The sequence below is a fragment of the Stappia sp. genome (genome assembly GCF_040110915.1).
Classification (GTDB): Bacteria; Pseudomonadota; Alphaproteobacteria; order Rhizobiales; family Stappiaceae; genus Stappia.
In genome coordinates this window covers 900,106-926,007 of the sequence record NZ_CP157793.1, presented here as the reverse complement: position 1 = coordinate 926,007, position 25,902 = coordinate 900,106, and the positions used below count along the sequence as shown (strand labels likewise).

Annotated in this window: 18 protein-coding genes; 3 read left to right on the top strand and 15 right to left on the bottom strand. The window is 68.7% G+C overall.

Annotation, left to right across the window (positions count from 1 at the left end):
- Window positions 1–231: 231 nt before the first annotated feature.
- On the bottom strand, window positions 232–2,151 hold the full coding sequence (locus tag ABL312_RS04125; RefSeq protein WP_349360106.1) for an adenylate/guanylate cyclase domain-containing protein: 1,920 nt from the start codon (window positions 2,149–2,151) through the stop codon (window positions 232–234).
- A gap of 114 nt (window positions 2,152–2,265) precedes the next feature.
- On the opposite strand from ABL312_RS04125, the gene ABL312_RS04120 reads away from it, so the two are divergent.
- From ABL312_RS04120 to ABL312_RS04110, 3 genes are all read left to right on the top strand, one after another.
- Entirely contained in the window at window positions 2,266–3,093 is an 828-nt protein-coding gene (locus ABL312_RS04120; RefSeq protein WP_349360105.1) for an alpha/beta hydrolase, read from the top strand.
- Between the two features lie 48 nt (window positions 3,094–3,141).
- Entirely contained in the window at window positions 3,142–5,787 is a 2,646-nt protein-coding gene (gene pepN / locus ABL312_RS04115; RefSeq protein ID WP_349360104.1) for an aminopeptidase N, read from the top strand.
- A gap of 240 nt (window positions 5,788–6,027) precedes the next feature.
- The gene (locus ABL312_RS04110; protein ID WP_349360103.1) at window positions 6,028–8,382 is read left to right on the top strand and encodes an ATP-binding protein; all 2,355 of its coding nucleotides are present in this window, start codon (window positions 6,028–6,030) and stop codon (window positions 8,380–8,382) included.
- Window positions 8,383–8,455: 73 nt separating this feature from the next.
- Here ABL312_RS04110 and ABL312_RS04105 read toward each other — a convergent pair whose 3' ends face one another.
- The 14 genes from ABL312_RS04105 to ABL312_RS04040 form a co-directional block, all read right to left on the bottom strand.
- Window positions 8,456–11,410, bottom strand: a complete 2,955-nt coding sequence (locus ABL312_RS04105) for a bifunctional [glutamine synthetase] adenylyltransferase/[glutamine synthetase]-adenylyl-L-tyrosine phosphorylase (protein ID WP_349360102.1) — start codon at window positions 11,408–11,410, stop codon at window positions 8,456–8,458.
- Window positions 11,391–12,839 (bottom strand): HAMP domain-containing sensor histidine kinase, encoded by a 1,449-nt coding sequence (locus tag ABL312_RS04100; protein ID WP_349360101.1) that lies wholly within the window; start codon window positions 12,837–12,839, stop codon window positions 11,391–11,393. Before ABL312_RS04100 ends, ABL312_RS04105 begins: the two co-directional genes overlap by 20 nt.
- Complete coding sequence (locus ABL312_RS04095) at window positions 12,823–13,503, bottom strand: response regulator transcription factor (protein WP_349360100.1); 681 nt, start codon at window positions 13,501–13,503, stop codon at window positions 12,823–12,825. The genes ABL312_RS04100 and ABL312_RS04095 overlap by 17 nt, the downstream gene beginning before the upstream one ends.
- A 188-nt stretch (window positions 13,504–13,691) precedes the next feature.
- Complete coding sequence (locus tag ABL312_RS04090) at window positions 13,692–15,206, bottom strand: Do family serine endopeptidase (protein ID WP_349360099.1); 1,515 nt, start codon at window positions 15,204–15,206, stop codon at window positions 13,692–13,694.
- A 171-nt stretch (window positions 15,207–15,377) separates the two neighbouring features.
- On the bottom strand, window positions 15,378–16,616 hold the full coding sequence (locus ABL312_RS04085) for a bifunctional alpha/beta hydrolase/OsmC family protein (RefSeq protein ID WP_349360098.1): 1,239 nt from the start codon (window positions 16,614–16,616) through the stop codon (window positions 15,378–15,380).
- Between the two features lie 106 nt (window positions 16,617–16,722).
- Window positions 16,723–17,208 carry a cytochrome c-type biogenesis protein gene (locus ABL312_RS04080; protein ID WP_349360097.1) on the bottom strand — a complete coding sequence of 162 codons (486 nt, stop codon included), beginning with the start codon at window positions 17,206–17,208 and terminating at the stop codon, window positions 16,723–16,725.
- Between the two features lie 12 nt (window positions 17,209–17,220).
- Window positions 17,221–19,215, bottom strand: a complete 1,995-nt coding sequence (locus ABL312_RS04075; protein WP_349360096.1) for a heme lyase CcmF/NrfE family subunit — start codon at window positions 19,213–19,215, stop codon at window positions 17,221–17,223.
- Between the two features lie 131 nt (window positions 19,216–19,346).
- A complete protein-coding gene (ccmE, locus tag ABL312_RS04070) occupies window positions 19,347–19,784 on the bottom strand; it encodes a cytochrome c maturation protein CcmE (protein ID WP_349360095.1) in 438 nt (145 codons plus the stop codon).
- An 86-nt stretch (window positions 19,785–19,870) separates the two neighbouring features.
- Window positions 19,871–21,013, bottom strand: coding sequence for a c-type cytochrome biogenesis protein CcmI (gene ccmI, locus ABL312_RS04065; protein WP_349360094.1), 1,143 nt, complete (start codon window positions 21,011–21,013; stop codon window positions 19,871–19,873).
- Window positions 21,014–21,149: 136 nt separating this feature from the next.
- On the bottom strand, window positions 21,150–22,583 hold the full coding sequence (locus ABL312_RS04060) for a hypothetical protein (RefSeq protein ID WP_349360093.1): 1,434 nt from the start codon (window positions 22,581–22,583) through the stop codon (window positions 21,150–21,152).
- A gap of 128 nt (window positions 22,584–22,711) precedes the next feature.
- On the bottom strand, window positions 22,712–23,164 hold the full coding sequence (locus ABL312_RS04055) for an RT0821/Lpp0805 family surface protein (RefSeq protein ID WP_349360092.1): 453 nt from the start codon (window positions 23,162–23,164) through the stop codon (window positions 22,712–22,714).
- 208 nt (window positions 23,165–23,372) lie between these two features.
- Entirely contained in the window at window positions 23,373–24,827 is a 1,455-nt protein-coding gene (locus ABL312_RS04050) for an ATP-binding protein (protein WP_349360091.1), read from the bottom strand.
- A complete protein-coding gene (locus ABL312_RS04045) occupies window positions 24,824–25,498 on the bottom strand; it encodes a response regulator transcription factor (protein ID WP_349360090.1) in 675 nt (224 codons plus the stop codon). Before ABL312_RS04045 ends, ABL312_RS04050 begins: the two co-directional genes overlap by 4 nt.
- Window positions 25,499–25,552: 54 nt before the next feature.
- Window positions 25,553–25,870 carry a hypothetical protein gene (locus tag ABL312_RS04040; protein WP_349360089.1) on the bottom strand — a complete coding sequence of 106 codons (318 nt, stop codon included), beginning with the start codon at window positions 25,868–25,870 and terminating at the stop codon, window positions 25,553–25,555.
- Window positions 25,871–25,902 lie beyond the last annotated feature (32 nt).

Sequence of the window (25,902 nt, the reverse complement as noted above, 5' to 3'; positions counted from 1 at the left end):
GCTCAGGCCGTGCCTTTCCTCGCGACACGACCGTCCGGCGGACGGGTCGCCCGCAGACGGATCACCCGCACACAGGTCGGGCAGCGGCGCGATTGTCCAGTCCGCTCCGGTCTTCCCTCCGCTCCGATCTTGCCCATGGGGCACGGAGACGGCCGGATCCAGAATGGCATCGCAACTGTAATGACAAGTGATGCAAATCACAAAAGAATGTCGTGCCCGTAACACAGCGGCTCAGTCGCCCGCCGCATCGCGCGCGTAGCGCGCCTGCGCACCCGCCATTCCGCCCTGCTGATCCTCGGCCGGCAGGCCCTCGGGCGGGAGATCGAGCCGCCAGACGCTGACCGCGCTCTGGCGGCCGCGCAGCACATGCGTTCCTTCCGCCCGGGCCGGAACGTCCGCCAGACGCGCCATGGCCGCGTCACTTGCCAGGATCACCACATCCGAGTCCGGCGCGATGTCGCGACCGAGCGCCTGCAGGCGCTCGCACAGGTTCACCGCATCGCCGACGACCGTGTAATTCCAGCGGTCGCGCGCACCCACATTGCCCACCACCACCCGGCCGGTGTGCAGGCCGATCCGAACCCGGACGGGATGGCCGCCGTCGGCCTCGGCCCGCGCGTTGGCGCGGCGCACGGCGGTCGCGATGGCAAGGCTCGCCCGCACCGCCGCCTCGGCGTGGTCGGGGCGCGTGTCGGGCGCGCCCCAGAAGGCCAGCATGCCGTCGCCGACGAATTTGTCCACCGTGCCCCCTTCCGCCTCGACCGCCTCCACGAGCAGCGCGAAGTGATCGTTGAGCATGCGGGCGGTGTCGGCCGCGCTCAGATGCTCCGACAGCGAGGTGAAGCCGACGATGTCGGTGAAGATGAGGGTGAGATCGCGCTCCTGCGCCTCGGCGGCGGTATCGACGCCGAGCCGCATCAGCTTGCGGAACAGGGAGCGCGGCACATAGGGGTTCATCGCCTTCAGCCCGTCGACCATGGCGTTGAAGGCCCGGTAGACCTGATCGAGCTCGTTGATGCGGCTGCGCGGCAGCGGCGCCACGCGGTCGAACTCGAGCGCGGCGATGTGGTCGGCGCGATCCGCGATCTCCTTCAGGGGCCGCGCGGCGCGGCGCACCAGCAGGATGGAGAGGACGACCGCGATCAGGATCGACACCAGCCCCACCGCCGCCGACCCGATCAGCCGGCGCACCTCGCGCGTCACGCTCGACGCCTCGTAGTACTGACCGACCGTCCACAGGCCGGGCCCGTAGCCGGCCAGCGTCTTGGTCATCGCCAGATAATCCGGCCCGTCGCCCTCGGTCTCCAGATCGCGAACGGTGACGCCGGCCGCGCTCGCCTGCTGGAAGTTGTCCAGCGGCGGACTGTCGCGCAGCCGCATGAGCGCGGGATCGCCGAGCTCGGCGATCGAGGCGGGAAGGCGCGGCACCCGGCCGTCGACCAGCGGCAGGCGATCCAGATCGGAATGGGCGATCACCTCGTCGCCGTTGGCGATGATGAACACGGTGGCGAAGGGGCCGTCGTCGAGCTGGCGGACCGAGCGCGCGATTTCCTCGATCGAGATCGCCGCCGTGAGATAGCCGGACAGCGCCCCGCCGGTGACCAGCGGCACCGTGACATTGGCATAGAGCGTGTCGTCGGCCGGCAGCAGCGGTCCCCAGGTCGGCGGCGAGCCGGCCGCCACGCGCGGCAGCGCGTAGCGGCGCGCCGCGTCGGGCACCTCGCGCCGGCGGAACGGCCACAGCGTGCCCGACGCCGCGCGAAAGATCCCGAACTCCTCGTCCCCGTTCGGACCGGAGACGACCAGCACGTCGATCGAGGGATTGGCATGCACGGCGGCGAGCATGATCGGCCGCAGCTCGTCGAAGGCGGACAGGTCGTGCGAACGGTCGTCGAACTGCGTCTTGAGCGCCTCGACCGCGTCCTGCGCCAGAGCGAGATGCCCGCGCACCCGCCGTTCCAGCGCGTTGGTGGCGAGGATCGCCTTGTCGTTGAGAAGAGAAAACGTGTTGCGCACATTGGCGGTCACGGCGAGCGAGAGCACGAGCAGCATCGACACCGCGAGCAACGTGCCGAAGGCCGCGCCGACGAGCAGCGTCATCGAGATGCCCCGTATCCGCTTGCGTGAGTAGTCCCTGAGGCGTGCGATCATCGTTTTGTTTCCCGGTCGGTCCGCTCCGCTCCGGTTCACGCCCGGCGCCGGCGGTCCTTGTCCTGACGCGCCGTCTGCGGGTAAGACGGCAGGTGCGAACAGGAGCGGTGCAGCGTGATAGATTACGAAGCGGAATACAACAACCGGGCGCTTGTCCCCGAGCACCCTGCCCTTATCGAAGGCTGGGCCCGCGATGCCTCCGCCTTCCGCGCGGTGGCGACGGCGGACCTGGCGGTTCCGTATGAACTGTCGGAGCGCACCACCTACGACCTCTTCCTGCCGGCGGGTGGCATGCCCGCGCAGGGTGCGCTGGGGCTCTTCATCCACGGCGGCTACTGGCAGGCGCTCGACCGCAGTTTCTTCTCGCACATGGCGCGCGGACTGGTCGAAAACGGCCTTCCCTGCGCGGTCGCGAATTATTCGCTGTGCCCGGACGTGCGCATTCCCGACATCATGGAGGAAATCCGCCGCCTTACCGGTCATCTGTGGGAGCGCTATCGCAAACCGGTCGTGGCCTTCGGGCATTCCGCCGGCGGCCATCTGACGGCCACGCTGCTGGCGACCGATTGGGGACAGCGCGGACTGCCGCCGCGCCTCGTGCCGGCGGGCCTGTCGATTTCCGGACTGTTCGACCTTCAGCCGCTCATCGACACCTCGCTCAACGCCAAGCTGCGGCTCACCCGCGCGGAGGCCATCGCCGCCTCGCCGATCGCCTTCGGCGCCCCGGCGGGCACGCGGTTGATCGCCGCCGTCGGCGGCGGGGAATCCTCGGAATTCCTGCGCCAGTCGCGGGTCGTCGTCGACGTCTGGGGACGCGGCGGCGTCGCCACGGAGCTCGACGTGCGGGGAACGGACAACCATTTCACCGTCATCGCGCCGCTCGCCGATCCCGGCAGCGATCTCACGCATACGCTGGCGGGCATGCTGCGCGGCGCCTGCTGACCCGACCCCGCGCGCAACCGACACACCACCGAACATCAGGACATGCAGATGCGCCCAGACACCCCCGCGCCCGTTCGCCTCGAGGACTATCGTCCGCCCGCCTTCGCGATCGACGCGGTGCATCTCGACATCCGCCTCGCGCCGCGCGCGACCCGCGTGACCGCCCGCCTCGTCGTGCGCCGCGCGCCGGGCGGCGATCCGGGCGAGCCGCTGGTGCTGGACGGCGACGACCTGCAGCTGACGGGTCTCACGCTCGACGGCCAGGCACTGCCGGCGGAGCGCTACAGCGTCACGCCGCGGCGGCTGGAGATCGCGCGCGTGCCCGACGGTCCCTTCACGCTGGAGATGGAAACCCGGCTCGACCCGGACGCCAACACCAGGCTGATGGGCCTCTACCGCTCCAACGGAACCTATTGCACCCAGTGCGAGGCCGAGGGCTTTCGCCGCATCACCTATTTCCTCGACCGGCCGGACTGCCTCTCCGTCTACACGACGCGGATCGAGGCGCGCAAAGGCGAGGCGCCAGTGCTGCTGGGCAACGGCAATCCGGTCGAGGCGGGCGATATCCCCGGCACCGACCGCCATTTCGCGGTGTGGCACGATCCCCACCCCAAGCCGAGCTACCTCTTCGCCGTCGTCGCCGGCGATCTCGCGTGCGTGTCGGACCGCTTCACGACGGCGGAGGGCCGCGCAGTCGCGCTCAACATCTATGTGGAGCACGGCAACGAGGCGAAATGCGACTGGGCGATGGACAGTCTCAAGCGCTCGATGCGCTGGGACGAGGAGGCCTACGGGCGCTGCTACGATCTCGATGTGTTCAACATCGTCGCCGTGTCGGACTTCAACATGGGGGCGATGGAGAACAAGGGTCTCAACATCTTCAACGACAAATACGTGCTCGCCGATCCCGACACGGCGACCGATCAGGACTACGCCGGCATCGAGGCGGTGATCGCGCACGAGTATTTCCACAACTGGACCGGCAACCGCATCACCTGCCGCGACTGGTTCCAGCTCTGCCTCAAGGAGGGGCTGACGGTCTTTCGCGACCAGGAGTTTTCCGCCGACATGCGCTCGCGCCCCGTCAAGCGCATCTCCGACGTGCGGCTTCTGAAATCGCATCAGTTCCCGGAGGACGCCGGCCCGCTGGCGCATCCGGTGCGCCCGCGCCTCTACCACGAGATCAACAACTTCTACACGGCGACCGTCTACGAGAAGGGCGCCGAAGTCGTGCGGATGCTCAAGACGCTGATCGGCGCCGACGCATTCCGCAAGGGCATGGACCTGTTCTTCGCCCGCCACGACGGCGAGGCCACGACGGTGGAGGCCTTCCTCGCCTGCTTCGCGGAGGCGAGCGGACAGGACCTGTCGCAATTCGCGCGCTGGTACGACCAGGCCGGCACGCCGGGGCTTCACGTGACCCGCGACTACGACGCCGACGAACGCCGGCTGACGCTCACCGTGCGCCAGCACACGCCGCCGACGCCGCAGCAGAGCGCGAAACAGCCGATGCACATTCCGCTCCGCGTCGCGCTGATCGGCGAGGACGGCCAGCGCCTCGAGCCGCAGGCGGTGAGCGGCGCCGAGATGACCGGCGACGTCCTTCACATCCGCACGCCGGCGCAGACCGTCGTCTTCTCCGGCGTGGACCGGCCGGCGGTGCCGTCCCTGCTGCGGGGGTTTTCCGCGCCGGTGACGCTCAGCACGGATCTCGACGATGCGGAGCTCCTGTTTCTCGCCGCGCATGACGACGACGCGTTCAACCGCTGGGCGGCGCTGCATCGGGTCGTCACCAAGACGCTGATCGCGGGAACGAAGGCCCTCTCCGGGCAGCAGACCGTCGCGGTCGATCCGGCGCTTCTGTCGGCGATCGAGCGCACCGTGACCGACGAGACGCTCGAACCGGCGTTCCGTGCGCTGTGCCTGCAACTCCCGGGCGAATCCGATATCGCGCGGGAGCTTGGCAGCAACGTCGATCCGCAGGCCGTGCATCTCGCCCGCGGGCGGCTGCGCGCGGCCCTGAGCGACGCCCTGCACGACACGCTTCGCGCCCTCTACGACGCAACGGCAAGCCGCACCGCCTATACGCCCGACGCGGCGGAGGCCGGCCGGCGCGCCCTGCGCAACGGGCTGCTCGACTATCTCGGACATGGCGAACGAGATGCCGACGGCGCGCTGGTGACCGCGCATTTCGACGCCGCGGACAACATGACCGACCGCCTTGCCGCGCTGACGACGCTGGTGCATGCCCGACTGCCCGGCGCCGACGCCGCCCTCGACGCATTCGCCGAGCGCCATGCCGGCACGCCGCTCGCCATGGACAAGTGGTTCCTGGTTCAGGCCACCGCACCGGCGCCCGACACGCTCGACACCGTCAAGGCGCTGATGGCGCATCCCGGCTTCTCGCCGGCCAACCCGAACCGGGTGCGTGCGCTGATCGGCGCCTTCGCCAGTGGCAACCAGAGCCAGTTCAATCGCGCGGATGGCGCCGGCTACGCCTTCGTGGCCGACTTCGCCCTGCAGCTCGACGCGCGCAATCCGCAGACCGCCGCGCGGCTTCTGTCCGCCTTCCGCTCGTGGCGCGCGCTCGAGCCGGGACGGCGGTCGAAGGCGGAGACCGCCCTGCAGCATCTTGCCGCAAGGACGGACCTGTCGCCGGATCTGCGCGACATCGTCGACCGCTGCCTGCAATAGGGCCGGCGAGGTTCGCCCGGGCGCCGGCGAAGGATCTCGCCGCGCCCGTCAGGTCGAATCGCCTCCGAAACAAAAAGACTCGTGGGAGTTGTGCGCGACGGCCAAAAATTAACCTTCGATTAACTATATTTTTCTTCCCGACGTCTGGACAAACCCCGCGAATGCGATTCAAATGAAGTCGATTCGAGCGCCGGTTGCGTTCAGTTTGCGGCCAAAATCGACACATCGGGAGCCAACGACATGGCGCGCGCCTTTACAGGCACTGCGTCCGCGCGTCGATTCGCGGACTTGCTCAAACGACAGCGCGACGCCCGGTCTCTGACCGGTCACATCCGGCTGCTTGCCCACCCCGCCTATCAGCGCCTCCTCACGGCCGAACCCTTCTTCCGGCGCGCCATTCCCGTTCTGTGCGTGGTGTTCATCGCCGCTATTGCCACCTACCGCGCGCTCACGCTGTCCTACGAGCACGAGGAAACGGATCAGCGCGCCCGCGACGATCTGACGATGATCGCCACCACACTGGCGACCCGCCTCGCGGCCGCCGAGGCCGATCTGCCCGAACAGGGGTTCCACACCGCGCTTCAGGCCGCGCTGGCCGACAGCCTGCCGCCGCGCGCCACGGGCGACGGCCGCCGCATCCTGATCGCCGATCCAGAGGGCCAGATCGTCGCCACCGCGCCGATGCGCACCGATCTCGAAGGGCGCGCGCTCGCCGAGGTGCTCGGCGCCGGCCAACCGCTCACGGTGTTCGGCGCGCGCGCCGGCGTGCTCACGATTGCCGCCGACACCGACGACGCGGCCTATGCCACCGTCCATCACCTCGACGGGCGGCTCGGCATGGTGGCGCTCGTGCAGGACAAGGACATGATCTTCGCGCAATGGCGGGCGAACGTATCGGCCAACGTCACGCTGTTCGTCGGCACCGCCTCGGTCATGCTGATCCTGATCTATGCCTTCTTCGCCCAGGCGACCCGGGCGGAGCAGGCCGACCAGATCTATGCGGCCACCCGCGCCCGCATCGACCTCGCGCTCAACCGCGGCCGATGCGGCCTGTTCGACTGGGATCTCGCCCGCGGCCGCCTGTTCTGGTCCGCCTCGCTCTACGAGATGCTCGGACTGCCGCCGCGCGACGACATCCTCGGCTTTTCCGAGATCTCCGCGCTGACCCATCCCGACGACATCGATCTCTATGCGCTCGCCGAGTCGCTCCTGGAAACCGGCGAAACCACCGTCGACCGCCAGTTCCGCATGCGCCACGCCAACGGCGAATGGGTGTGGCTGCGCGCCCGCGCCCAGGTGCAGAGCGAGCCGGGCGTCAGCGAACCGCATCTGATCGGCATCTGCATCGACATCACCGAGCAGAAGAAGCTCGCCGAGCAAAGCCGCACCGCCGACCTGCGTCTGCGCGACGCGATCGAGACAATCTCGGAAGCCTTCGTGCTGTGGGACACCGAAAACCGTCTGGTGATGTGCAACTCGAACTACCAGACGCTGCACAACCTGCCGAATGCGGCGATCCGCGCGGGAACGCCCTATGCCGAGGTGATGTCCGCCGCCCGCCAGACCGTGGTGTCCGCAAGCCCCACCATCGGCAGCGATGGCAGCGACCCCTCCTCAAGCTACGAGGCACACCTCGCCGACGGGCGCTGGCTGCAGATTTCCGAACGCCGCACCAAGGACGGCGGCTTCGTGTCGGTCGGCACCGACATCACCGCGCTCAAGCGGCACGAGGAAAAGCTGATGGACAGCGAGCGGCGGCTGATGGCTACCGTCGCCGACCTGCGCCAGTCGCGCCAGAAGCTCGAGGTCCAGGCCCAGCAGCTCGTCGAACTGGCCGAGAAATACTCCGAGGAAAAGAACCGCGCGGAAGAAGCCAACCAGGCGAAGTCGGAGTTCCTCGCCAATATCTCGCACGAGCTGCGCACGCCGCTGAACGCCATCATTGGCTTCTCGGAAATCATGAACCAGGGCATGTTCGGCCCGCTCGGGTCGGACAAATACTCCGAATACTGCAACGACATTCACGAAAGCGGCCGGTATCTGCTCAACGTGATCAACGACATTCTCGACATGTCGAAGATCGAGGCAGGCCGGATGGACCTGAAGCGCGAGGATGTGGATCTGGGCGCCATCGTCGGGGATGTCTCGCGCATCATCTCGGCCGCCGCCTCGGAGAAGAACATCTCCGTCTCCAGCGAAACCGCCGAGGCGCTTCGGCTCACCGGCGACCGCCGGGCGATCAAGCAGGTGCTGCTCAACCTCCTGTCCAACGCGGTCAAGTTCACGCCGGACGGCGGCGCCGTGGAGCTCAAGGCGGAGGCGGTGAAAACCGGCTCGACCCCGACCATTCGCATCGCCATCTCCGATACCGGGATCGGCATTCGCGAGAGCGACATCGCCCGCCTCGCCAAGCCCTTCGTGCAGGTGGAGAACCAGTTCACCAAGACGCACAAGGGCTCGGGGCTGGGACTGGCGATCGCCCAGTCTCTGGTGCGCCTGCACGGCGGCGAGATGCAGATCCGCTCCACCGTCGGCCGAGGCACCACCGTCACGGTGACGCTGCCGGTTGCCCCCGCGCAGACCGCGGCGGCCTGATCCACCCAGGATACTCGGAACCGGCGTGGGGGCCGCCAAACCGCCCCGCATACATGCGACGGAAAATGGCGCGTCAGTCGCGGGTCACCGGTCCGACGAGGCGCTCGAAGACCGCGCGGACCGCCGCCTGACGGTCCCGCAGCACCGCTTCGAGATGCGCGAAATCCGGCGCCTCGCCGGCATGGATCAAGAGTTCCTTGACGCCCTTCGGCGCCGTCGCGGGCTCGAACTTGCCCTCCAGTGCCAGCCTCAGGACCTGCGTCAGCGCGTGGTACAGCCGGATCGCGGGCAGCAGCACGTCGGCATCGCCGGGCGAGAGCAGACCCGCCCTTGCCGCGCGTTCCAGCGCGGTTTCGGTGGTTTGCGACAGAACCTGCGGCGTGTCGTGCGCGTGGACGAGTTGCAGGAACTGGGCGATGAACTCGATGTCGACGAGACCGCCGGCGACCTGCTTGAGATCCCAGACGTCCCGCGTGCCCTTTTCGGCCTCGATGCGCGCGCGCATGGTCGCCACCTCGCGCGCGATCGCGGCGCGGTCGCGCGGGCGCGCCAGCGTCTGCGAGATCAGGGTCGAGATCCGCTGCGCGAACGCGTCCGACGAGGAGGCGATGACCCGCCCACGCGTGAGCGCCATGTGTTCCCACGTCCAGGCTTCGCTGACCTGATAGGTCTCGAAGGAGGCAAGCCGCGTTGCGAGCGGGCCGGCATTGCCGGACGGGCGCAGCCGGAAGTCGACCTCGTAGAGCCGCCCTTCGGCGGTCGGGGCGGACAGGGCCGACACCAGGCGCTGCGTCAGACGGATGAAATACTGGCTGGGTGCGAGCGCTCGGCGCCCGTCCGTCTGCGCGGCGTCCTCGCCGTGGTCGTAAAGCAGGATCAGGTCGAGGTCGGATGCCGCCGTCATCTCGCGCCCGCCGAGCTTGCCCATGGCGAGGATCGCCCAGTCGCTGTCCGGCAGATGGCCATGGTTTTCCCCGACATGGGCGATCACACGCGGCATCAGCCCGTCGATCACCGTCTCGGCGAGGCGGGCCAGCGCCTCGCCCACCTGATGCGCCGTCAGCGTGTCGGAGATCAGCCGCAGACCGATCAGAAACTGCTGCTCCTGCGCGAAGATGCGCGCCCGGTCGAGCGCTTCCTCGTAGAAGCGCGACTGGTCGAGCGTGCGCTTCAGCCCGGCGGCGAATTCCTCAGAGGTCGGCATCGCGCCGAAGAAGGCCGGATCGAGCACGGCATCCAGCACATGCACGCGTGTCGACACCAGTTCCGACAGGCGCGGCGCCGCCCCCATCACGGTGGCCAAGAGCCGCAAGAGATGCGGATTGGAGCGCAGCAGCGAGAACAACTGCACGCCGGCCGGCAGCTTCGACAGGAAGCCGTCGAAGGCGAGCAGGGCGTGATCGGCGTTGTCGCTGCTCGCCAGCGCCGTGAGAAGCACGGGATGAAGCTCGGTGAGCCGCTCGCGCGCCTTGGCGGAACGCACCGCCGGATAGCGGCCGAAATGCCAGGCGCGGATGATCTTCGACGCCTCCTTCGGCCGCGCGTAGCCGAGCTGCGACAGGGTCTCCAGGGTTTCCGGATCGTCGTCGTCGCCGGTGAAGACGAGATTGCCGAGATCGGAGGCAAGGTCCGGCTCGTTCTCGAACAGGGCCGAATAATGCGCCTGGACCGTCATCAGACGCGCCCGCAAGGCCTCCTCGAAGGCGGTGAGATCGTCGAAGCCCATCAGACAGGCGACGCGCCGGCGGGCGCTGTCGTCGGCAGGCAGGATGTGGGTCTGCTCGTCGTTGAGCATCTGGATGCGATGCTCCACCGCGCGCAGGAAGCGATAGGCCTCGGTAAGTTCGTCGCGTGCGTCGGCCGCGATCCACTCCAGCCGCGCCAGGGTGGCGAGCGTGTCGAGCGTGCGGCGCTGGCGCAGATCCATGATCCGCCCGCCGGCGATCAGTTGCTGCGTCTGGGCGAAAAACTCGACCTCGCGGATGCCGCCGCGCCCGAGCTTGACGTTGTGGCCGGCGACCGCGATCTCGCCATGCCCCTTGTGGGCGTGGATCTGGCGCTTGATGGAGTGGACGTCGGAAATCGCCGCGAAATCGAGATACTTGCGCCAGATGAAGGGCGCGATCTCCTTCAGGAAGCTCTCGCCGCAGGCGATGTCGCCAGCGCAGGCGCGCGCCTTGATGAGCGCGGCGCGCTCCCAGTTCTGGCCCAGGCTCTCGTAATAGACGAGCGCACCGGGGATCGACATGGCGAGCGGCGTGGCGCCGGGGTCCGGCCGCAGACGCAGGTCGGTGCGGAAGACGTAGCCGTCGGCCGTGCGGTCGCCCATGATCTTCACGAGCCGCTTGGTGAGCCGCACGAATTCCACCGGCGCCTCGGCGCCGCCGGCCATCGGGGCGACGTCGGGGTCGAAGAGCACGATCAGGTCGATGTCGGAGGAATAGTTGAGCTCCAGCGCGCCGTATTTGCCCATGGCGAGCACCACGAGGCCGGAGCCCTCTTCCGGCCGCGCGGCATCGTGCGGCGAAAACCGCCCGCGCCGCTCCAGGTCGCGCAGGCAGAAACGGATCGCGGCGGTGAGCGCCGCATCCGCGAAACGGCTGAGCCCCTCGGTCACCGCATAAAGGTCGACCGCCCCAGCGATATCGGCCAGCGCAAGCGTCAGGGCGAGGTCGTTCTTCAGGCCCCGCAAGGTGGCCATCAGGCCCGCCTCGTCGTCGGCGGTCGCCGCCTCAGCCGCCTCGACCAGATGGCCGATGCGCGCCTGCGGCGACGTCGTGAGAATGTCACCGAGGCGCTCGGGCGCGAAACAGGCGAGATCGCGCAGGTACGGCGCATTACCCAAGGCACCGGCGAGAAACCTGCGCGCGGTGTCCCCCTGCCCGTCGTCGAGCCGCGCGAGCGCCGGCGCAAGATCCGTCAGGATCGCCTCGGCGGCGTCCGCGTCCTCCGTACGCGGAATGATGCGTATCGCCTCGATCAGCGTGTCGCCATCGTCCTTCGTCGACCTATCCGGCTGCCCCTGCACGCGCCTCTCCCCCGCTCGATCCCGTCTTTTCGGCCCGTGCCGCGTCTTGCGCGCACGGCATGACCAGTTCGGCCCGCAAGCCCGGCTCCGCATCGACCAGCCGGAAGCGGCCGCCGTGCAGGCGCGCCACCGCCGCGACCAGCGACAGACCGAGCCCGGAGCCCGGCGCGTTGCGGCTTTCCTCCAGCCGCACGAAGCGCTGCACGACGCGCTCCTTGTCGCTATCCGCGATGCCCGGCCCGAAGTCCCGCACGCTGAGCAGGACGTCCTTGTCCCGGCGCGCGGCCTCGAGCACCACCCTTACGCCATCGCCCTCGGGCTGCCTTGCGTATTTCACCGCATTTTCCACGAGGTTGATCAAGGCCTGCACGAGAAGTTCGCGGTTGCCGCGCACATGGAGCCCGGACGGGGCCATGACCTCCAGCGCGCCGCCGGCGTCTTCCAGGACGGGCTCGTAGAGCTCGCCCACCTCGCTGACCAGCGCGCCGGCATCGATGTCGGCAAGCTCGGCGTCCGAGGATCCGGCCTCGACACGGGCGATCCGCAACAGCGCGTCGAAGGTCCGGATCAGCGCGTCGCAGTCCTCGATGGTGCGTTCCAGCGCCGCCTGCGCGGGGCCGCCGGGGGCTTGCGCGCGCAGGGCCTCCTCGACGCGCGAGCGCATCCGCGTCAGCGGCGTCTTGAGATCGTGGGCGATGTTGTCTGACACCTGCTTGAGGCCCTGCATGAGCCCCTCGATCCGGTCGAGCATGGTGTTGAGGCTGATCGCCAGGCGGTCGAATTCGTCGCCCGTGCCCTCGACCGGCAGGCGCTCGGCGAGATCGCCTGACATGATCCGCCGGCTCGTCGCGCCCATGGCATCGATCCGCTTCAGCACCCGCCGGCTGACATAGACCCAGGTGATCAGTCCGAGACCGGCGAGCACCACCAGCCAGAAGCGCATCACCTCGGCGAGCAGGGAGCGGAAATAGCGCTGCTCCTGGAGGTCGCGCCCCACCAGCAGGCGAAAGCCGCCGGAAAGCTGAAACACCCGCACCAGCGCCTCGCGCGCCTCGCCGCCGCCCGGCGGCGTGTAGCTCACGCGCTGCAACTCGCCGCTTTCGCGGGCGAAGACGCGTCCGTCGAGCGTCTCGATGTTGCCGACGATCTGGTTGGCGGCAAAGTCGGTCACGAGATAGAGGCTGGCGCCGGGCCGGCGCGAGCGCGCCTCCACCGTGGCGACCAGCCCGCGAATGCCGCCGATGCGGTATTGATCGGCAAGGCCCGCGATCTCGGCATCCACCGTCTCGACGATCTGCTCGCGCAGCACGGTCGCGGTGTTCTGCGACAGATAGACGGCGACCGCGCCGGAGGCGAGCGACAGGGCGGCCAGATAGATCAGCGCGAGCTTGATCGCCGTGGTGCGCAGCAGCCTAGCGAGCGGGGTCACGGATCGTGTATCCGGCGCCGCGCACCGTATGCAGCAGCGGCGTGTCGAACTCCTTGTCGATCTTCCCCCGAAGCCGCGAGATGTGCACGTCGATGACGTTGGTTTGCGGGTCGAAATGGTATTCCCACACGTGCTCGAGCAGCATGGTACGCGTCACCACCTGCCCGGCGTGCTGCATGAGATATTCCAGCAGCTTGAACTCGCGCGGCTGAAGCGGAATGTCGCGCCCCGCGCGCGTCACCGTGTGGCTGAGCCGGTCGAGCGTGAGATCGCCCACCGTATAACGCGTCTCGATCTCCTGCTGGCGCGGCCGGCGGCCGAGCGCCTCGACGCGGGCGAGCAGTTCCGAAAAGGCATAGGGCTTGGCAAGATAGTCGTCGCCCCCGGCCCGAAGGCCCGTGACCCGGTCGTCAACCTGCCCAAGCGCCGAGAGAACGAGCACCGGCGTATGATTGCCGGCCGACCGCAGACCCGAAATCACCGACAGGCCGTCGCGCTTGGGCAGCATCCGGTCGACGACCAGAACGTCGTAGGGCGCGGCACCCGCCATCTCCGAGCCGGCCTCGCCATCGGCGGCGTGATCCACCACGTGCCCTGCCTCGCGCAGGGCCTTGGCGAGGTAATTCGCCGCCTCCAGGTCATCCTCGACGATCAGTATCCGCATGCGTCTCCCGCCCCTTCGCCAGCGTCTTCGTTCCAGCGTCTTCGTTCCAAGAGGCCCGGTCGAGGGCTCTCTCCAGCGGCGCAAACCCTAGCACCGCGTCCGGCCCCGGTCTAATCCCGGCGCCGCCGGGCACGCAACGGCCCACAGCGCGTGCGCGCTGCGGGCCATCGCATGGTTAGGTGATCGCGTCAGCCGCGGGCCACGGGCACGGCGACGAAGCGGGTGGCGCGTTCGCTCTTGACCCGCATCAGGATGGCGCCGCGCCCGGCCTCGCTGGCCTCCAGCACCGCGCTCGCCACGTCCTGCGGCGTGGACACGGGCTGGCCGGCGATTTCCAGGATCACGTCGCCGCGCGACAGGCCCTTTTCCGCGGCCGCGCTGTCGCGGGCGATATCCGTCACGACGACGCCCGCGTCTCCGGCGCCCACTGCCTTGGCCGAGGCAAGCTCGAGACCGAGGCTGTCGACGAAGGCGGTGCTGTCGCCGGTGGGCTCGACGGCCGCCCGCTTGCCGGGTTCGCGCAGCTCGCCGAGCGTGACCTCGACCGTCTCGGTGCGGCCCTCGCGCCAGACCTCCAGATCCACCGCGCTTTCCGGCGGATAGCTGGCGATCTTGCGGGCCAGATCGCGCGGGCCGTCGATCGCCTCGCCGTCGACCGACAGGATCGTGTCGCCGGAGCGGATGCCGGCGGCGCGCGCCGGGCTGTCGGCCTGGGCCTCGGCGACGATCGCGCCCCTCGCATCCTCGAGACCGAGGCTCTCCGCGATGTCCCTGGAGACAGGCTGGATCTGGACGCCGAGCCAGCCGCGCACCACGGCGCCGTCATCCTTCAGATCGGCGATGATATTGGAGGCGGTGGAGGCGGGAATCGCAAAGGCGATACCCACATTGCCGCCCGAGGGCGAGAAGATCGCGGCGTTGACGCCGATCACCTGCCCCTTGGTGTTGAAGGCCGGGCCGCCGGAATTGCCCCGGTTCACCGGTGCGTCGATCTGGATGAAGTCGTCATAGGGGCCGGCGCCGATATCGCGGCCGCGCGCCGAGACGATTCCGGCCGTCACCGATCCGCCGAGGCCGAAGGGATTGCCGACGGCCACGACCCATTCGCCGACAAGCGGCGTTTCGTCCGCGAATTCGACGTAGGTGAACTCGGTGTCCGCATCGACCTTCAGCAGCGCAAGGTCGGTGCGCTCGTCCATGCCGATCAGGCGGGCGTCGTATTCGGTCCCGTCGTCGGCGACGACGGTGAATTCGCTCCCGTCGGACACGACATGCTCATTGGTCACGAGGTAGCCGTCGGCGGAAATGAAGAAGCCCGAGCCTTGGCTCGTCGCGCGCTGGCGCGGGCCGGGACGGCCCTGGAAGGGCTCGCCGCCGAAACGGCGGAAGAAGCGCTGCAGCGGATGATCGGACGGCAGGTCCTCCATGCCGGGCAGCCCCGGGGCCGACATCATGCGCGGCGTGCGGTCGGAGGTGACGCGCACACTGACGACGGCCGGCTTCACCGCCTGAACGACAGGGGCGAAATTCTGCGGCGCGGCCGCCTCGACCCGCACCGGGTCGGCGAACGCGTATTGCCCCGGGACGACGGTCTGGGCGCTCAAAACGCCGGCAAGCCCGAGCGCGGTGGCTCCGGCCAGGAGACCGACCGCGCGACGCCGGGCGGGACGACGAACGGGGGTGGGGATGCGTTTGGTCGACATGCTCAACTCTCCAAAACCTGTGTCGGGGTCGCGGCGGAGGAAAAGCGGGGAAGCGATCCTCCCGACCGTCACGCACAGATATGGAGGCAGCCGCCTTACAGCCGCCTGTCGACGCGATTAAGCTTTGGTAATGTCGCCCTTGTCAGGTCGCGGGTCAGGTCGCGGGGCGGATCAGCTCTCGTCGTCCGCGCGCGTCGCGATCGCCGCGCCGGCCTCCAGCGTGCGGTGCACCGGGCACTTGTCGGCGATCTCGAGCAGTCGGCTGCGCGTCTCCGCGTCGAGGTCGCCCTCGACCCGGATCACCCGCTCGAAGCGGTCGATGCGCCCGCCCTTGCCGCGCCGGTCGTCGGAACACTCCGCGCAGTCGGCGGCATGCACCTTGGCGTGATGGACGGTCGTTGTGATCCGGTCGACCGGCAGCTTCTTGTGCTCGGCATACATGCGCAGCGTCATGACGGTGCAGGCGCCGAGCGCGGTCGCGAGATAGTCGTAGGGCGACGGGCCGCTGTCGAAGCCGCCGACCGCCTCCGGCTCGTCCGCGATCAACCGATGCGCGCCGACACGCACCATCGACTGGAACTTGCCGAGCCCCGTTTCGGACACGGTGACACCGGACGCCGCCTCCGCAGCCTCGGCGGGCCGATCCGCGTCCAGATAGCGTTCCGCCCAGGCGGCGATCACACCGGCGGCGTAGGCGGCATCGGCCGGCTCGCTCAGCAGATGGTCCGCCGTGTCGAGCGACACGAAGCTCTTGGGATGTTTGGCCGCCACGAACAGCGCGGTCGCATTGTCGATCCCCACGATCTCGTCGCGCGGGGCATGCAGCACCAGCAGCGCCTTTCGGAGATGGGCGACCTTGTCGCGGATGCGCTGGGTCTCGATGTCGTCGAGGAACTGCCGTTCGATGGTGAAGCTGCGCCCGGCCAGATCGACCTCGGCCCGCCCCTCGCGCCGGATCGTCTCCAGATCGGCGTGGAAATTGTGCACCACGTGATCGGCGTCCGCCGGCGCGCCGAGGGTTGCGACAGCCACGGCCTCCGGGATCTCGCTCGCCGCCGCGAGCACCGCCGCACCGCCGAGCGAATGCCCGATCAGCAGCCGCGGCGCCTCGTAGCGCGCGCGCAGGAAGGCGGCGGCCTCCAGAAGATCGGCGACATTGGAGGAGAAATTCGTCGAGGCGAAATCGCCGCCGGAGCCGCCGAGCCCGGTGAAATCGAAGCGCAGCACCCCGATGCCGGCCGCCGTCAACGCCTCGGCGATCCGCCGCGCGGCGATGACATCCTTGGAGCAGGTGAAGCAATGGGCAAAGAGCGCGTAGGCCCGCACGGGGCCGGTCGGCAGATCCAGTCGCGCGGCAAGCTCGGCCCCGTCGTGCCCGTCGAACGTCAGTCTGAGCGGCTGTCCGGCCATGGTTTCCCCCGGTTCTGGATGTTTCAACGCATCAGGGGCCGCGCGTGCGCGCGGCCCCCGTCAGGATCATTGTTTGACGGCATTGCTCCGGCGGACCGAAGGCCGGTCAGGACTTTTCGCTGAGGATCCGGTCGAGCGCCGCCTGTTCCTCCGGCGTCAGGTTGCTCCCCGTCCCCGCCCCCGTCGCAAGAACCTTGCGCCGCCGGCGCGCACCGACGATCAACACGCCCGCACCGACAGCCAGCGCCAGCGGCGCCACGCCCCACAGGAACAGGGTGTTCCAGGAGAACCGGGGCTTCAGGAGCACGAACTCGCCGTAGCGCGAGACCAGAAAGTCGATCACCTCGCCGTCCGAATCGCCGGCGACCAGCCGCTCGCGCACCAGAACCCGCAGGTCCTTGGCCAGCGGCGCATCGCTGTCGTCGATCGACTGGTTCTGGCACACCATGCAACGCAGATTGGCGGAGAGCGCGCGGGCGCGCTCCTCCAGCGCCGGATCGTCCAGGATCTCGTCGGGGGCCACCGCCTGCGCCGGCAAGGCCGCCGCGATCAGGGCGCCCACGAGCGCGAGTGTGGCAAGAAGCCGTGTCATGCCGGACCTTTCCTATTCCGCGGGCAGCGCCGACGGCGTCCTGGGCCTCTGGCGCGCCGGCTTGGGCGCCCCCACCCGCAAACGCCGGTCCATCAGCGACAGGATGGCGCCGAACGACATGATCAGCGTGCCGATCCAGATCAGCGTGACGAAGGGCTTGTAGTAGAGGCGAATATCCGCCCCGCCGTCGCTGTGCACCTCGCCGATGGACACATAGACCTGCGACAACCCGTAGAAGGTGACGATGCCGGCCTCCGTGGTCGGCATGCGCCGGGCCGTGTAGAGCCGCTTGGCCGGATCGGCCTCGGCCACCTTCACGCCGCCCTTGTAGATGTCGAAATGGCCGACGTCGTCGATGTAGTTCGGTCCGGTGCGCCGCACCAGCCCGCCGAAGGTCAGCGAGTAGTCGCCGACGGTCACCGTCTCGTTGGGCCGGATGGTCAGCACCTTCTCCACCTGGAACGCGGTCACCGCGACGATGCCGAGCACCGTGACGCCGACGCCGATGTGCCCGAGCGCCGTGCCCCAGGCCGAGCCGGGCAGGCCGACGAGGCGCCGGAATCCAACCGCCAGGCCAACGTCGGGGAAGCGGGCACGCGAGACGATCTCCGCGACCGCGCCCGCGATCACCCACACGCCGAGACCGACGGCGAGTGCTGCGAGGATCTTCTCGGTGCCCTGCCACCAGGCGGTGACGAGTGTGCCGGCGAGCGCGACGCCGAGCGCCACGTAGAGACGCTGCGACACCGCGTAGAGATCGCCGCGCTTCCAGGCGAGCAGCGGACCGAAGGGGATCGCGATGAGCAGCGGGATCATCAGCGGCCCGAAAGTCAGGTTGAAGAACGGCGGACCGACCGAGATCTTCTCGCCCGTCACCGCCTCCAGCGCCAGCGGATAGAGCGTGCCCACGAAGACCGCCGCCGTGGCGACCGTCAGCAGCATGTTGTTGAGAACGAGCGCGCCTTCCCGGCTGACGGGCGCGAACAGGCCACCCTGCTTGAGCATCGGCGCGCGCCACGCATAGAGCGCCAGCGAGCCGCCGATGAAGACGATCAGGATGCCCAGAATGAAGGTGCCGCGCGAGGGGTCTGTCGCGAAGGCATGCACGCTCGTCAGCACGCCGGAGCGCACCAGGAAGGTGCCGAGCAGCGACAGCGAGAAGGTCAGGATGGCCAGCAGCACGGTCCAGATCTTAAGCGCGCCGCGCTTTTCCATCACGATGGCCGAATGCAGCAGCGCGGTGCCCGCGAGCCACGGCATGAAGGAGGCGTTCTCGACCGGATCCCAGAACCAGTAGCCGCCCCAGCCGAGCTCGTAGTAGGCCCAGTAGGAGCCCATGGAGATGCCGAGCGTCAGGAACATCCAGGCGAGCAGCGTCCACGGACGCACCCAGCGCGCCCACGCGGCATCGACACGCCCGAGGATGAGCGCGGCAATGGCGAAGGAAAAGACGATCGAGAAGCCGACATAGCCGACGTAGAGCAGCGGCGGATGGATCGCGAGACCGATGTCCTGCAGCAGCGGATTGAGGTCGTTGCCCTCCATCGGCGGCTCGGCGATCCGCAGGAACGGATTGGAGGTCGCCAGCATGAACAGCAGGAAGGCCGCCGTCACCCAGCCCTGCACGCCGAGCGTGGTGGCCCGCAGTTCCGGCGGAATGTTGCGGCCGAAGGCGGCGACCAGCGCCGCGAAGAGCACCAGGATCAGCACCCAGAGAAGCAGCGACCCCTCGTGGTTGCCCCACACGCCGGTGATCTTGAACAGCATCGGCTTGGCCGAATGGGAGTTCTGATAGACGTTCAGCACGGAGAAGTCGGAGGCGATATACGCCATCGTCAGGGCCACGAAGGAAATGCCGACCAGCAAGAACATCATGCCCGCGACCGGTGGGGCCACCGCCATCATGCGCTGATCGTGACGCAGCGCGCCCCAGACCGGGACGACGGACTGAACCAGCGACAGCACGAAGGCCAGCACCAGGGCGAAATGGCCGATTTCCACTATCATGTCACGCGTCCCTCCCCGAAACGGCCCCCCGCCTCGGGTTCAAGTGTTTCAACCTGGAAGTGTCGCCGCAAGTCCGCAATGACCGCATGCACGCCTTTGTGAACCGTGCTTGCGGCCGGCCGGGCGGGCGATCACTCCTCGCCTTTCCACACGCCCTTGCCCTTGAGCGCCTCGGCGACTTCCTTGGGCATGTAGTTCTCGTCATGCTTGGCGAGAACGGTGTCGGCGTGAAAGATCCCGTCGGGCTTCATCACGCCCTCGGCGACGATCCCCTGCCCTTCCCGGAAGAGATCGGGCAGCAGGCCGACGTAGACGACGTTCACGCTTTCGACCGTGTCGGTGACGGCAAAGCTGACCTGCGCGTCCTGGCCGCGCACGACGCTGCCGTCCTGCACCAGCCCGCCCAGCCGGATCCGCTGGCCGTCCGGCAGCGCGTTCGCGGCAATGTCGCTGGGGCTCTGAAAGAACGCGATCTGGTCGTTCAGGGCGTAGAGAATGAGACCGGCGGCAACGGTCAGAACACCGCCGGCGGCTGCAATCATGGTCATGCGTCGCTGTTTTCGGGTCATCTCAGTCTCGACCAGGTCCTCTCATGTCCGCCCCCGCACATCAACGCCGCCGATGAAGGACACGATGCCTTCCCGACGCGTCATCCTCAAGAGCCGCTGCCCAGATCCCGGGCCAGACGCCGCACCTGGGCGACCGCCACCGGATCGTTCTTCAGCGCCTCGACGGCCCGCTCCGTGACGGAATCCAACCGCTCGACATCGCCCAGAACGGCGACGGCGCGCATCAGCCGCAGCCACTCCTGCAGCGACCCGCCGTCCTCCGACAGGCGCTGATCGAGCCCGTCGACCATCGAACGGATCATCGCGCTGCGCTCCTCGCCCGACATCTGAGCGGCGGCCGCCACGTCGTCCTGCGACGGACCCGGAGCCGGCCGCTCGGCCACGGCCGGCGGCTCGACACCGAGCTTGACGAGTTCCTGGCGCACCGCTTCCGCCCAGGCTTCGCCGCCGCGCGCCTCGGCCAAGAGGGCCTGCCAGGCCGCGATCGCCTCGTCCCGTCGGTTTTCCTGGCTCAGCGCCAGCGCGAGAAAGAACCTCGGCTTGATGGCATTTTCGTCAAGGGCGACCGCGCGCTCGAAGGCGGCCCGCGCCTCGGCGCCGACGATCCCGTCGTTGGCGATCACCAGCGCCTCGCCCCGGTCGGTCTCGCGCCGGACATTCGAGCCGAGCAGCCGGATCGCCGAGGCATAGGCGGCGGCCGCGTCCTCGGCGCGCCCCATGCGCATGTAGACCGGCGCAAGCACGTCCCAGCCGCGCCCGTCAGACGGGTTTTCCGCGAGCCGGCGCTCCACCAGCGCCACCATTTCCGGGAGAGATCGCTCCCCGGCCGGAGCCTCGAGGCGCGCCTCAAGGGGCTGGTCGGGCTGATCGGGGTTACCCAGCACGAGGTACAGGCCGATCGCCGCCAGCGGCACAACGACCACGCCGATCGCCTGTGCGGCGCGCAGGCTCCAGGACCGGGCCTGGGATGCACCGTTTGCAGGTTGCGCCTCGCTCCCCTGATCCGCCGCGATCAGCCGTCGCGCGATCTCGGTGCGCGCCGCCTCGGCCGCTTCCGGAGCGATCAGCCCCCGGTCGAGATCCTTGTCGATTTCCTCAAGCTGCGCCTTGTAGACCTCGACGTCATGCGCGCTGGAGGGCACCGTCTGATCCGCGCGTGCACGCCACAGCGGGACGAGCACCGCCAGGGCGGCGAGGAGAGTGAGAAGCGAAAAAACGATCCATAGCATCATACCCGGCATATAGACCGCTTACGGGCCAATTCCGCAAGTAAAACCGACGTGTGACAGGGGGTCGCGGGTTCCCCCCACGGGAAGGCTCGAGACGCTGTCCGAGGCGCCCCCGGCGACCGGTGTGCGCGCCGTCTCAGCCGCCCGCCCGACGGGCCGTCTGGTCGCCGTCGGCGTCCGGTGCCGGCGCCGACAGCGCCGCCTTGCGGCTGCGGCGCAGCTGATCCGCGTAGTCCTTGCCGTAATAGCGCTCGCACAGGGCGATCCCGGCATCGACGGCGACGAGCTGCGCCGTGCGGGCCGCGCCGGAGGTCTTCGCCAGATCGCCGAGAAGAGCCCGTGTCTTGAACTCGAGCGACTGGTCGATCACCTGCCGCGTGCGAGCGGTCACCTCGTTGACGGCAAGGCTGTCGGCGGCATCGCGCATCCGGTCGAGCAGCATCAGGCCGCGCAGCGCCTCCTCCAGCGCCAGGGCGTCGACCTTCGGCTCCCCGTCGGCCCCGATCTTCGGCACGAGAAGGGCGCGGCGCAGATTGCCGGCCGCCGCCTCGAGGTCGCGCGTCACGAGCTGCGAGATCGACCGCCGCGTGGCGGCGACCTGCTTCTGCCAGGCCGGCCATTCGTCAAGCTCGAAGCGCCGGTCGATGAATTTCACGAGACGGATGTAGTGGTTGAGATGCTCCGAGAGTTCCGCGTTCGTGCAGCTCCCGCACACCAGACCGGACAGCCGCTCGGCCTCCGAAAAGGCCATTTCCGCGAAGACCGCATAGGGCGAGGCGGCCATCTTGCGCACCGAATCGCTCCCGGCCAGACCGGCGCTCAACGCCATCAGCGCCTCCGGCGCATCCAGGCGGGCCAGCACGACCGACGCCACGAGAAACGCCTGCTCCCCCTGACGGTCGCTGACCGCCTTGATCCGCTTCAGGGTCGGACTGCCCGGCTTGAAATCCCATTCGCTCATGCGGGTGGGAAGGCTTTCGCGCAGACCGTCCAGCCATCCGCGCGCGGAAAACACCGCGATGATGTCCTCCAGATCGCGGAAGGCACGCTCGCCGCCCACCAGCATCATCAGCTTCTGGTGCCGCCGGTCGTCTCCTTGCGCGTCCGCGTAGAGATCGCGCATGTGCGGCAACAGCGCATCGCGCAAGGCATCCGCCAGGGCAAGGATCTCGGGTGACGTCGTCTCCAGACGCGCGGCGCGCTCTTCCGTCGAGGCCACCGCCTCGGGCGCAACGTCGCGGCTGAGCCATGTCCAGATGCTGTCGAGACTGGAGCGCGTGATGCGCCCGCGCACCTTTCCGGGCAGCGGCTCGTCGAGCAGAAAATCCTCAAGTGGATGGAAAAACACGCGTTTCAGGAAATGCGCGCGCGGCTCCCAGTCGGTTGGTTCGATAGCCCGCGGTTTGCGCACGGCGCCAAGACAGGCATCCAGGATCAGATCGAGATGGGGGTCGTCGGAGCCCTTGGCGCGCGCGTTCTCCAGTCCGCGAACCAGCGTCTGTACGGCGCGCGGGGACAAGGCATCCAGATAGGAGCGGATCTTCGATGTCAGATGCTGCCTGTCCGGCATCGGGGTTTCTCGCCAACCACGCGACTGCTCTACGTTGCGTCATCGTGACGCAAAAGGATTAAACAAATGTTGGCAAGGCATTGGCGAACGGGCAGGAAATCGGGCACGGCGCGGGGTCGGACAGGCTCTCAGGTGATGGGTTGCCAGCCCGCGTCGTCGGAGCGGCACGCGGCCCCGCGCAGGGAGGTCTCCCGCCCGCCGATGGTGACGAAGTGGGTGTAGTCGCGGCACAGCGTGCTGTTGACCTGATAGCTCGGCCCGGTCACGACGCGTCCGGCGACACCGCTGGAGCGGTTGCGCCATTCCACGGCCTCGCCCGCCCGGCCGGCCGCGAGCGCGCCCTGCAGGGCGGTGGCGGCCGCGCGGCGGTCCTGTTCGCTCAGGCCTTCGCCGACGTCGCTCGCCAGCAGGTCCGCCAGCACCCGGTCGGCATCGGTCTGCGTCACCGTCGGCGCGCGAAACGCGCTGGCGAACAGGCCGTCGCCGACGACCACAGGCCCGACACCGGAGGTCGTGCCGGTTCCGCAGGCCGCCAGAAATCCCGTCAGTGCGACAATCGCAGCGAGCCTTGCGCCCGTCATCCGTCCATTCCCAATCCTGAGCCGTTCAAGGCTTGAAGCTCTCGGCGCCGACCGCGACGAACGCCCGAGTATGGCGGGTCGTGCCGGGTCGTGTCCATCCAAGACGGCGCGCGCCGCGCAGACGCCACGCCGAAACGTCGCGTATCCGTTGCGTCGAGGTTACACGCCTTTGTGGCTGAACTGCGTCCGCTCGCCCCGCCATATACCCTTATCCGCCAGCGACATTCGCCTCCAGCGCCGGCAGCGTGACCAGGGCCTGAAGCCCCTGCCCGCCGCGGCCCGGCTGAAGCGCCAGGCGACCGTCGTAGACGGCGGCGAGATCCACCACGATCGACAGGCCGAGCCCCGTTCCGGGCACGGTTTCATCGAGCCGCCGGCCGCGTTTCACCGCCTCGCGGCGCTGCTCAGGGGTCAGGCCCGGGCCGTCATCCATGACCGAGAGCACAAGGCGTTCGAGCACCCCGTCGGTGCGCACCGTCTCGACGGCGACATCGACGCGCGAGGTCGTCCACTTGCAGGCGTTGTCGATCAGGTTGCCGGCGATCTCCTCAAGGTCGTGCTCCTCCCCGCGAAACCGCACGCCATCGGGAACCTCCAGGGAAAAGACGATGTCACGCTCCCGGTGGATCTTGGACATGGCGCGGATCAGGCGCGAGAGCACCGGTTCGACGGGAGAGGACACGCCGATGACCCGGCGTTGCGCGGCCATGCGGGCGCGCTCCAGATGCTGGTCGATCTGGGCCCGCATCACGGCGGCCTGTTCGTCGATCTTCGACAGGTCCGCGCCGCCGCCACCTGGACCGCGCACCTCGTTGACGATCACGCTGAGCGGCGTCTTGAGCGCATGGGCGAGATTTCCGACATGGGTGCGGGCGCGCTCCACAACTTCGCGATTGGAGCGGACCAGTGCGTTCAGTTCGCGCGCCAGCGGGCGCAGATCGGGCGGCAGCGCCTCGTCGACGGCCTGCGCATCGCCGCGCCGCACGGCCGCGAGCGAATGGCGCAGCGCGGTCACGGGACGCAGGCCGACGCGCACCTGCAGGACGATGGCCGCGATGAGCCCTAGCCCGAGGACAAGCAGCGTCAGGGCCACCTGCCAGGCGAAGGTGACTTCGCGGGCGCGCAAGTCCGCCGTCTCGCCCGCGACCGCGATGCGAAAGGCCGCCGCCTCTCCGAAGACGATCCGCCTTTGCAGCACGCGCAACTCGCCGCCGCGCGGGCTCTCCACGAAGGAGCGCAATTCCCCGCGCGCAGGCAAGTCCGGCAGATCGAGCCGGTCGCCGAAGAGCGAGGGCGATGCGAACAACAGATCGCCGCTCTGCCCGTCGAAGACAACCCAATACCAGCCCGAAGCCGGCAGATCGAAGCGCGGTTCGCCGAGGTTGCCCGGTTCCGCCGGACTGTCGGGCGTGCCGCCGGCCATTTCCCCGACGATCGCCTTCACGTAGACGTCGAGGCGCTCGTCGAAAGCGCGCGCGCTGTCCTCGCGGTAGAGCGCGACGAGCACTACACCGGCCACCGCCAGCGCAAGCGCCGACCAGACCACGGCGACGAGGATCAGGCGTTGGGCGAGCGAGCGGCGTTGCACCCAGGACGCGGACGCCGTCTCATTCAAGGGCTCGGGCATCGGCTCGGGCATCGGCTCGGGAGCGTCCGCGCTCATCGCGGTCCGTCGTCGCTCACGGCGATGCGGTATCCCAGGCCGCGCACGGTTTCGATCAGCTCGCTGTCGACCTTCTTGCGCAGGCGTCCGACGAAGACCTCGATGGTGTTGGAATCGCGGTCGAAGTCCTGATCGTAGAGATGCTCGATCAACTCGGTGCGCGAGACGACCCGGCCCTTGTGGTGCATCAGATAGGAGAGCAGGCGAAACTCATGCGAGGTCAGCTTGACCGTCATGCCGTCGCGCGTGACCTTGCCGGCGCGCACATCGAGCCGCACGTCGCCGGCGGTGATCTCGTTGCTCGCGTGGCCGGCCGCACGGCGCACCAGCGCCCGCAGGCGCGCCACCACCTCCTCCATGTGGAAGGGTTTTGCGACATAGTCGTCGGCCCCGGCGTCGATGCCCGCGACCTTGTCGGACCAGCGGTCGCGTGCGGTCAGGATCAGCACCGGCATGAGGCGTCCGTCGCGGCGCCAGCGTTCCAGAACGCTCAGCCCGTCGAGCACCGGCAGGCCGAGATCCAGAACCACCGCGTCATAGGGCTCGGTGTCGCCGAGGTGATGGCCTTCCTCGCCGTCGAACGCGGTGTCGACCACATAGCCGACCTCTTCGAGGCCGGCCTTGAGTTGGCGATTGAGATCCGGATCGTCTTCCACAACAAGCAGACGCATCGCTACGACACTTTCCTTCGTTCGCTGCTGCCATCGACAGAGCTTGAGCGCGCGTCAGCGCAGGATCTGCCCCGTGCGCGCATCGACGACCCGCTCGCTCACCCGTCCCGAAACCAGCACGGAGAGCACATAGACGAGACGCCCCCCCTGCCGGCACAGATCGGCCCGCACGATTTCCCCGCCCAGCCGGCCGGCAATGCTGCCGAGCGGCAGGGCCTCGCCGCTCGCCACGGCCGCGCGCGCCGCGCCCGCGCCCAGGCATTCCGCCAGCGCCGGCCCGGTGGCGCCGAACCCGAGAGCGAGCGCAAGCAGGAGCGCCGCCGGATTGGCGCGCAGGCTGCGAAAGAAGGAGGAAGCGCGGGACGTGATCATGCGTCTCTCTTAGCCGTTGGCGTCTGAATAGC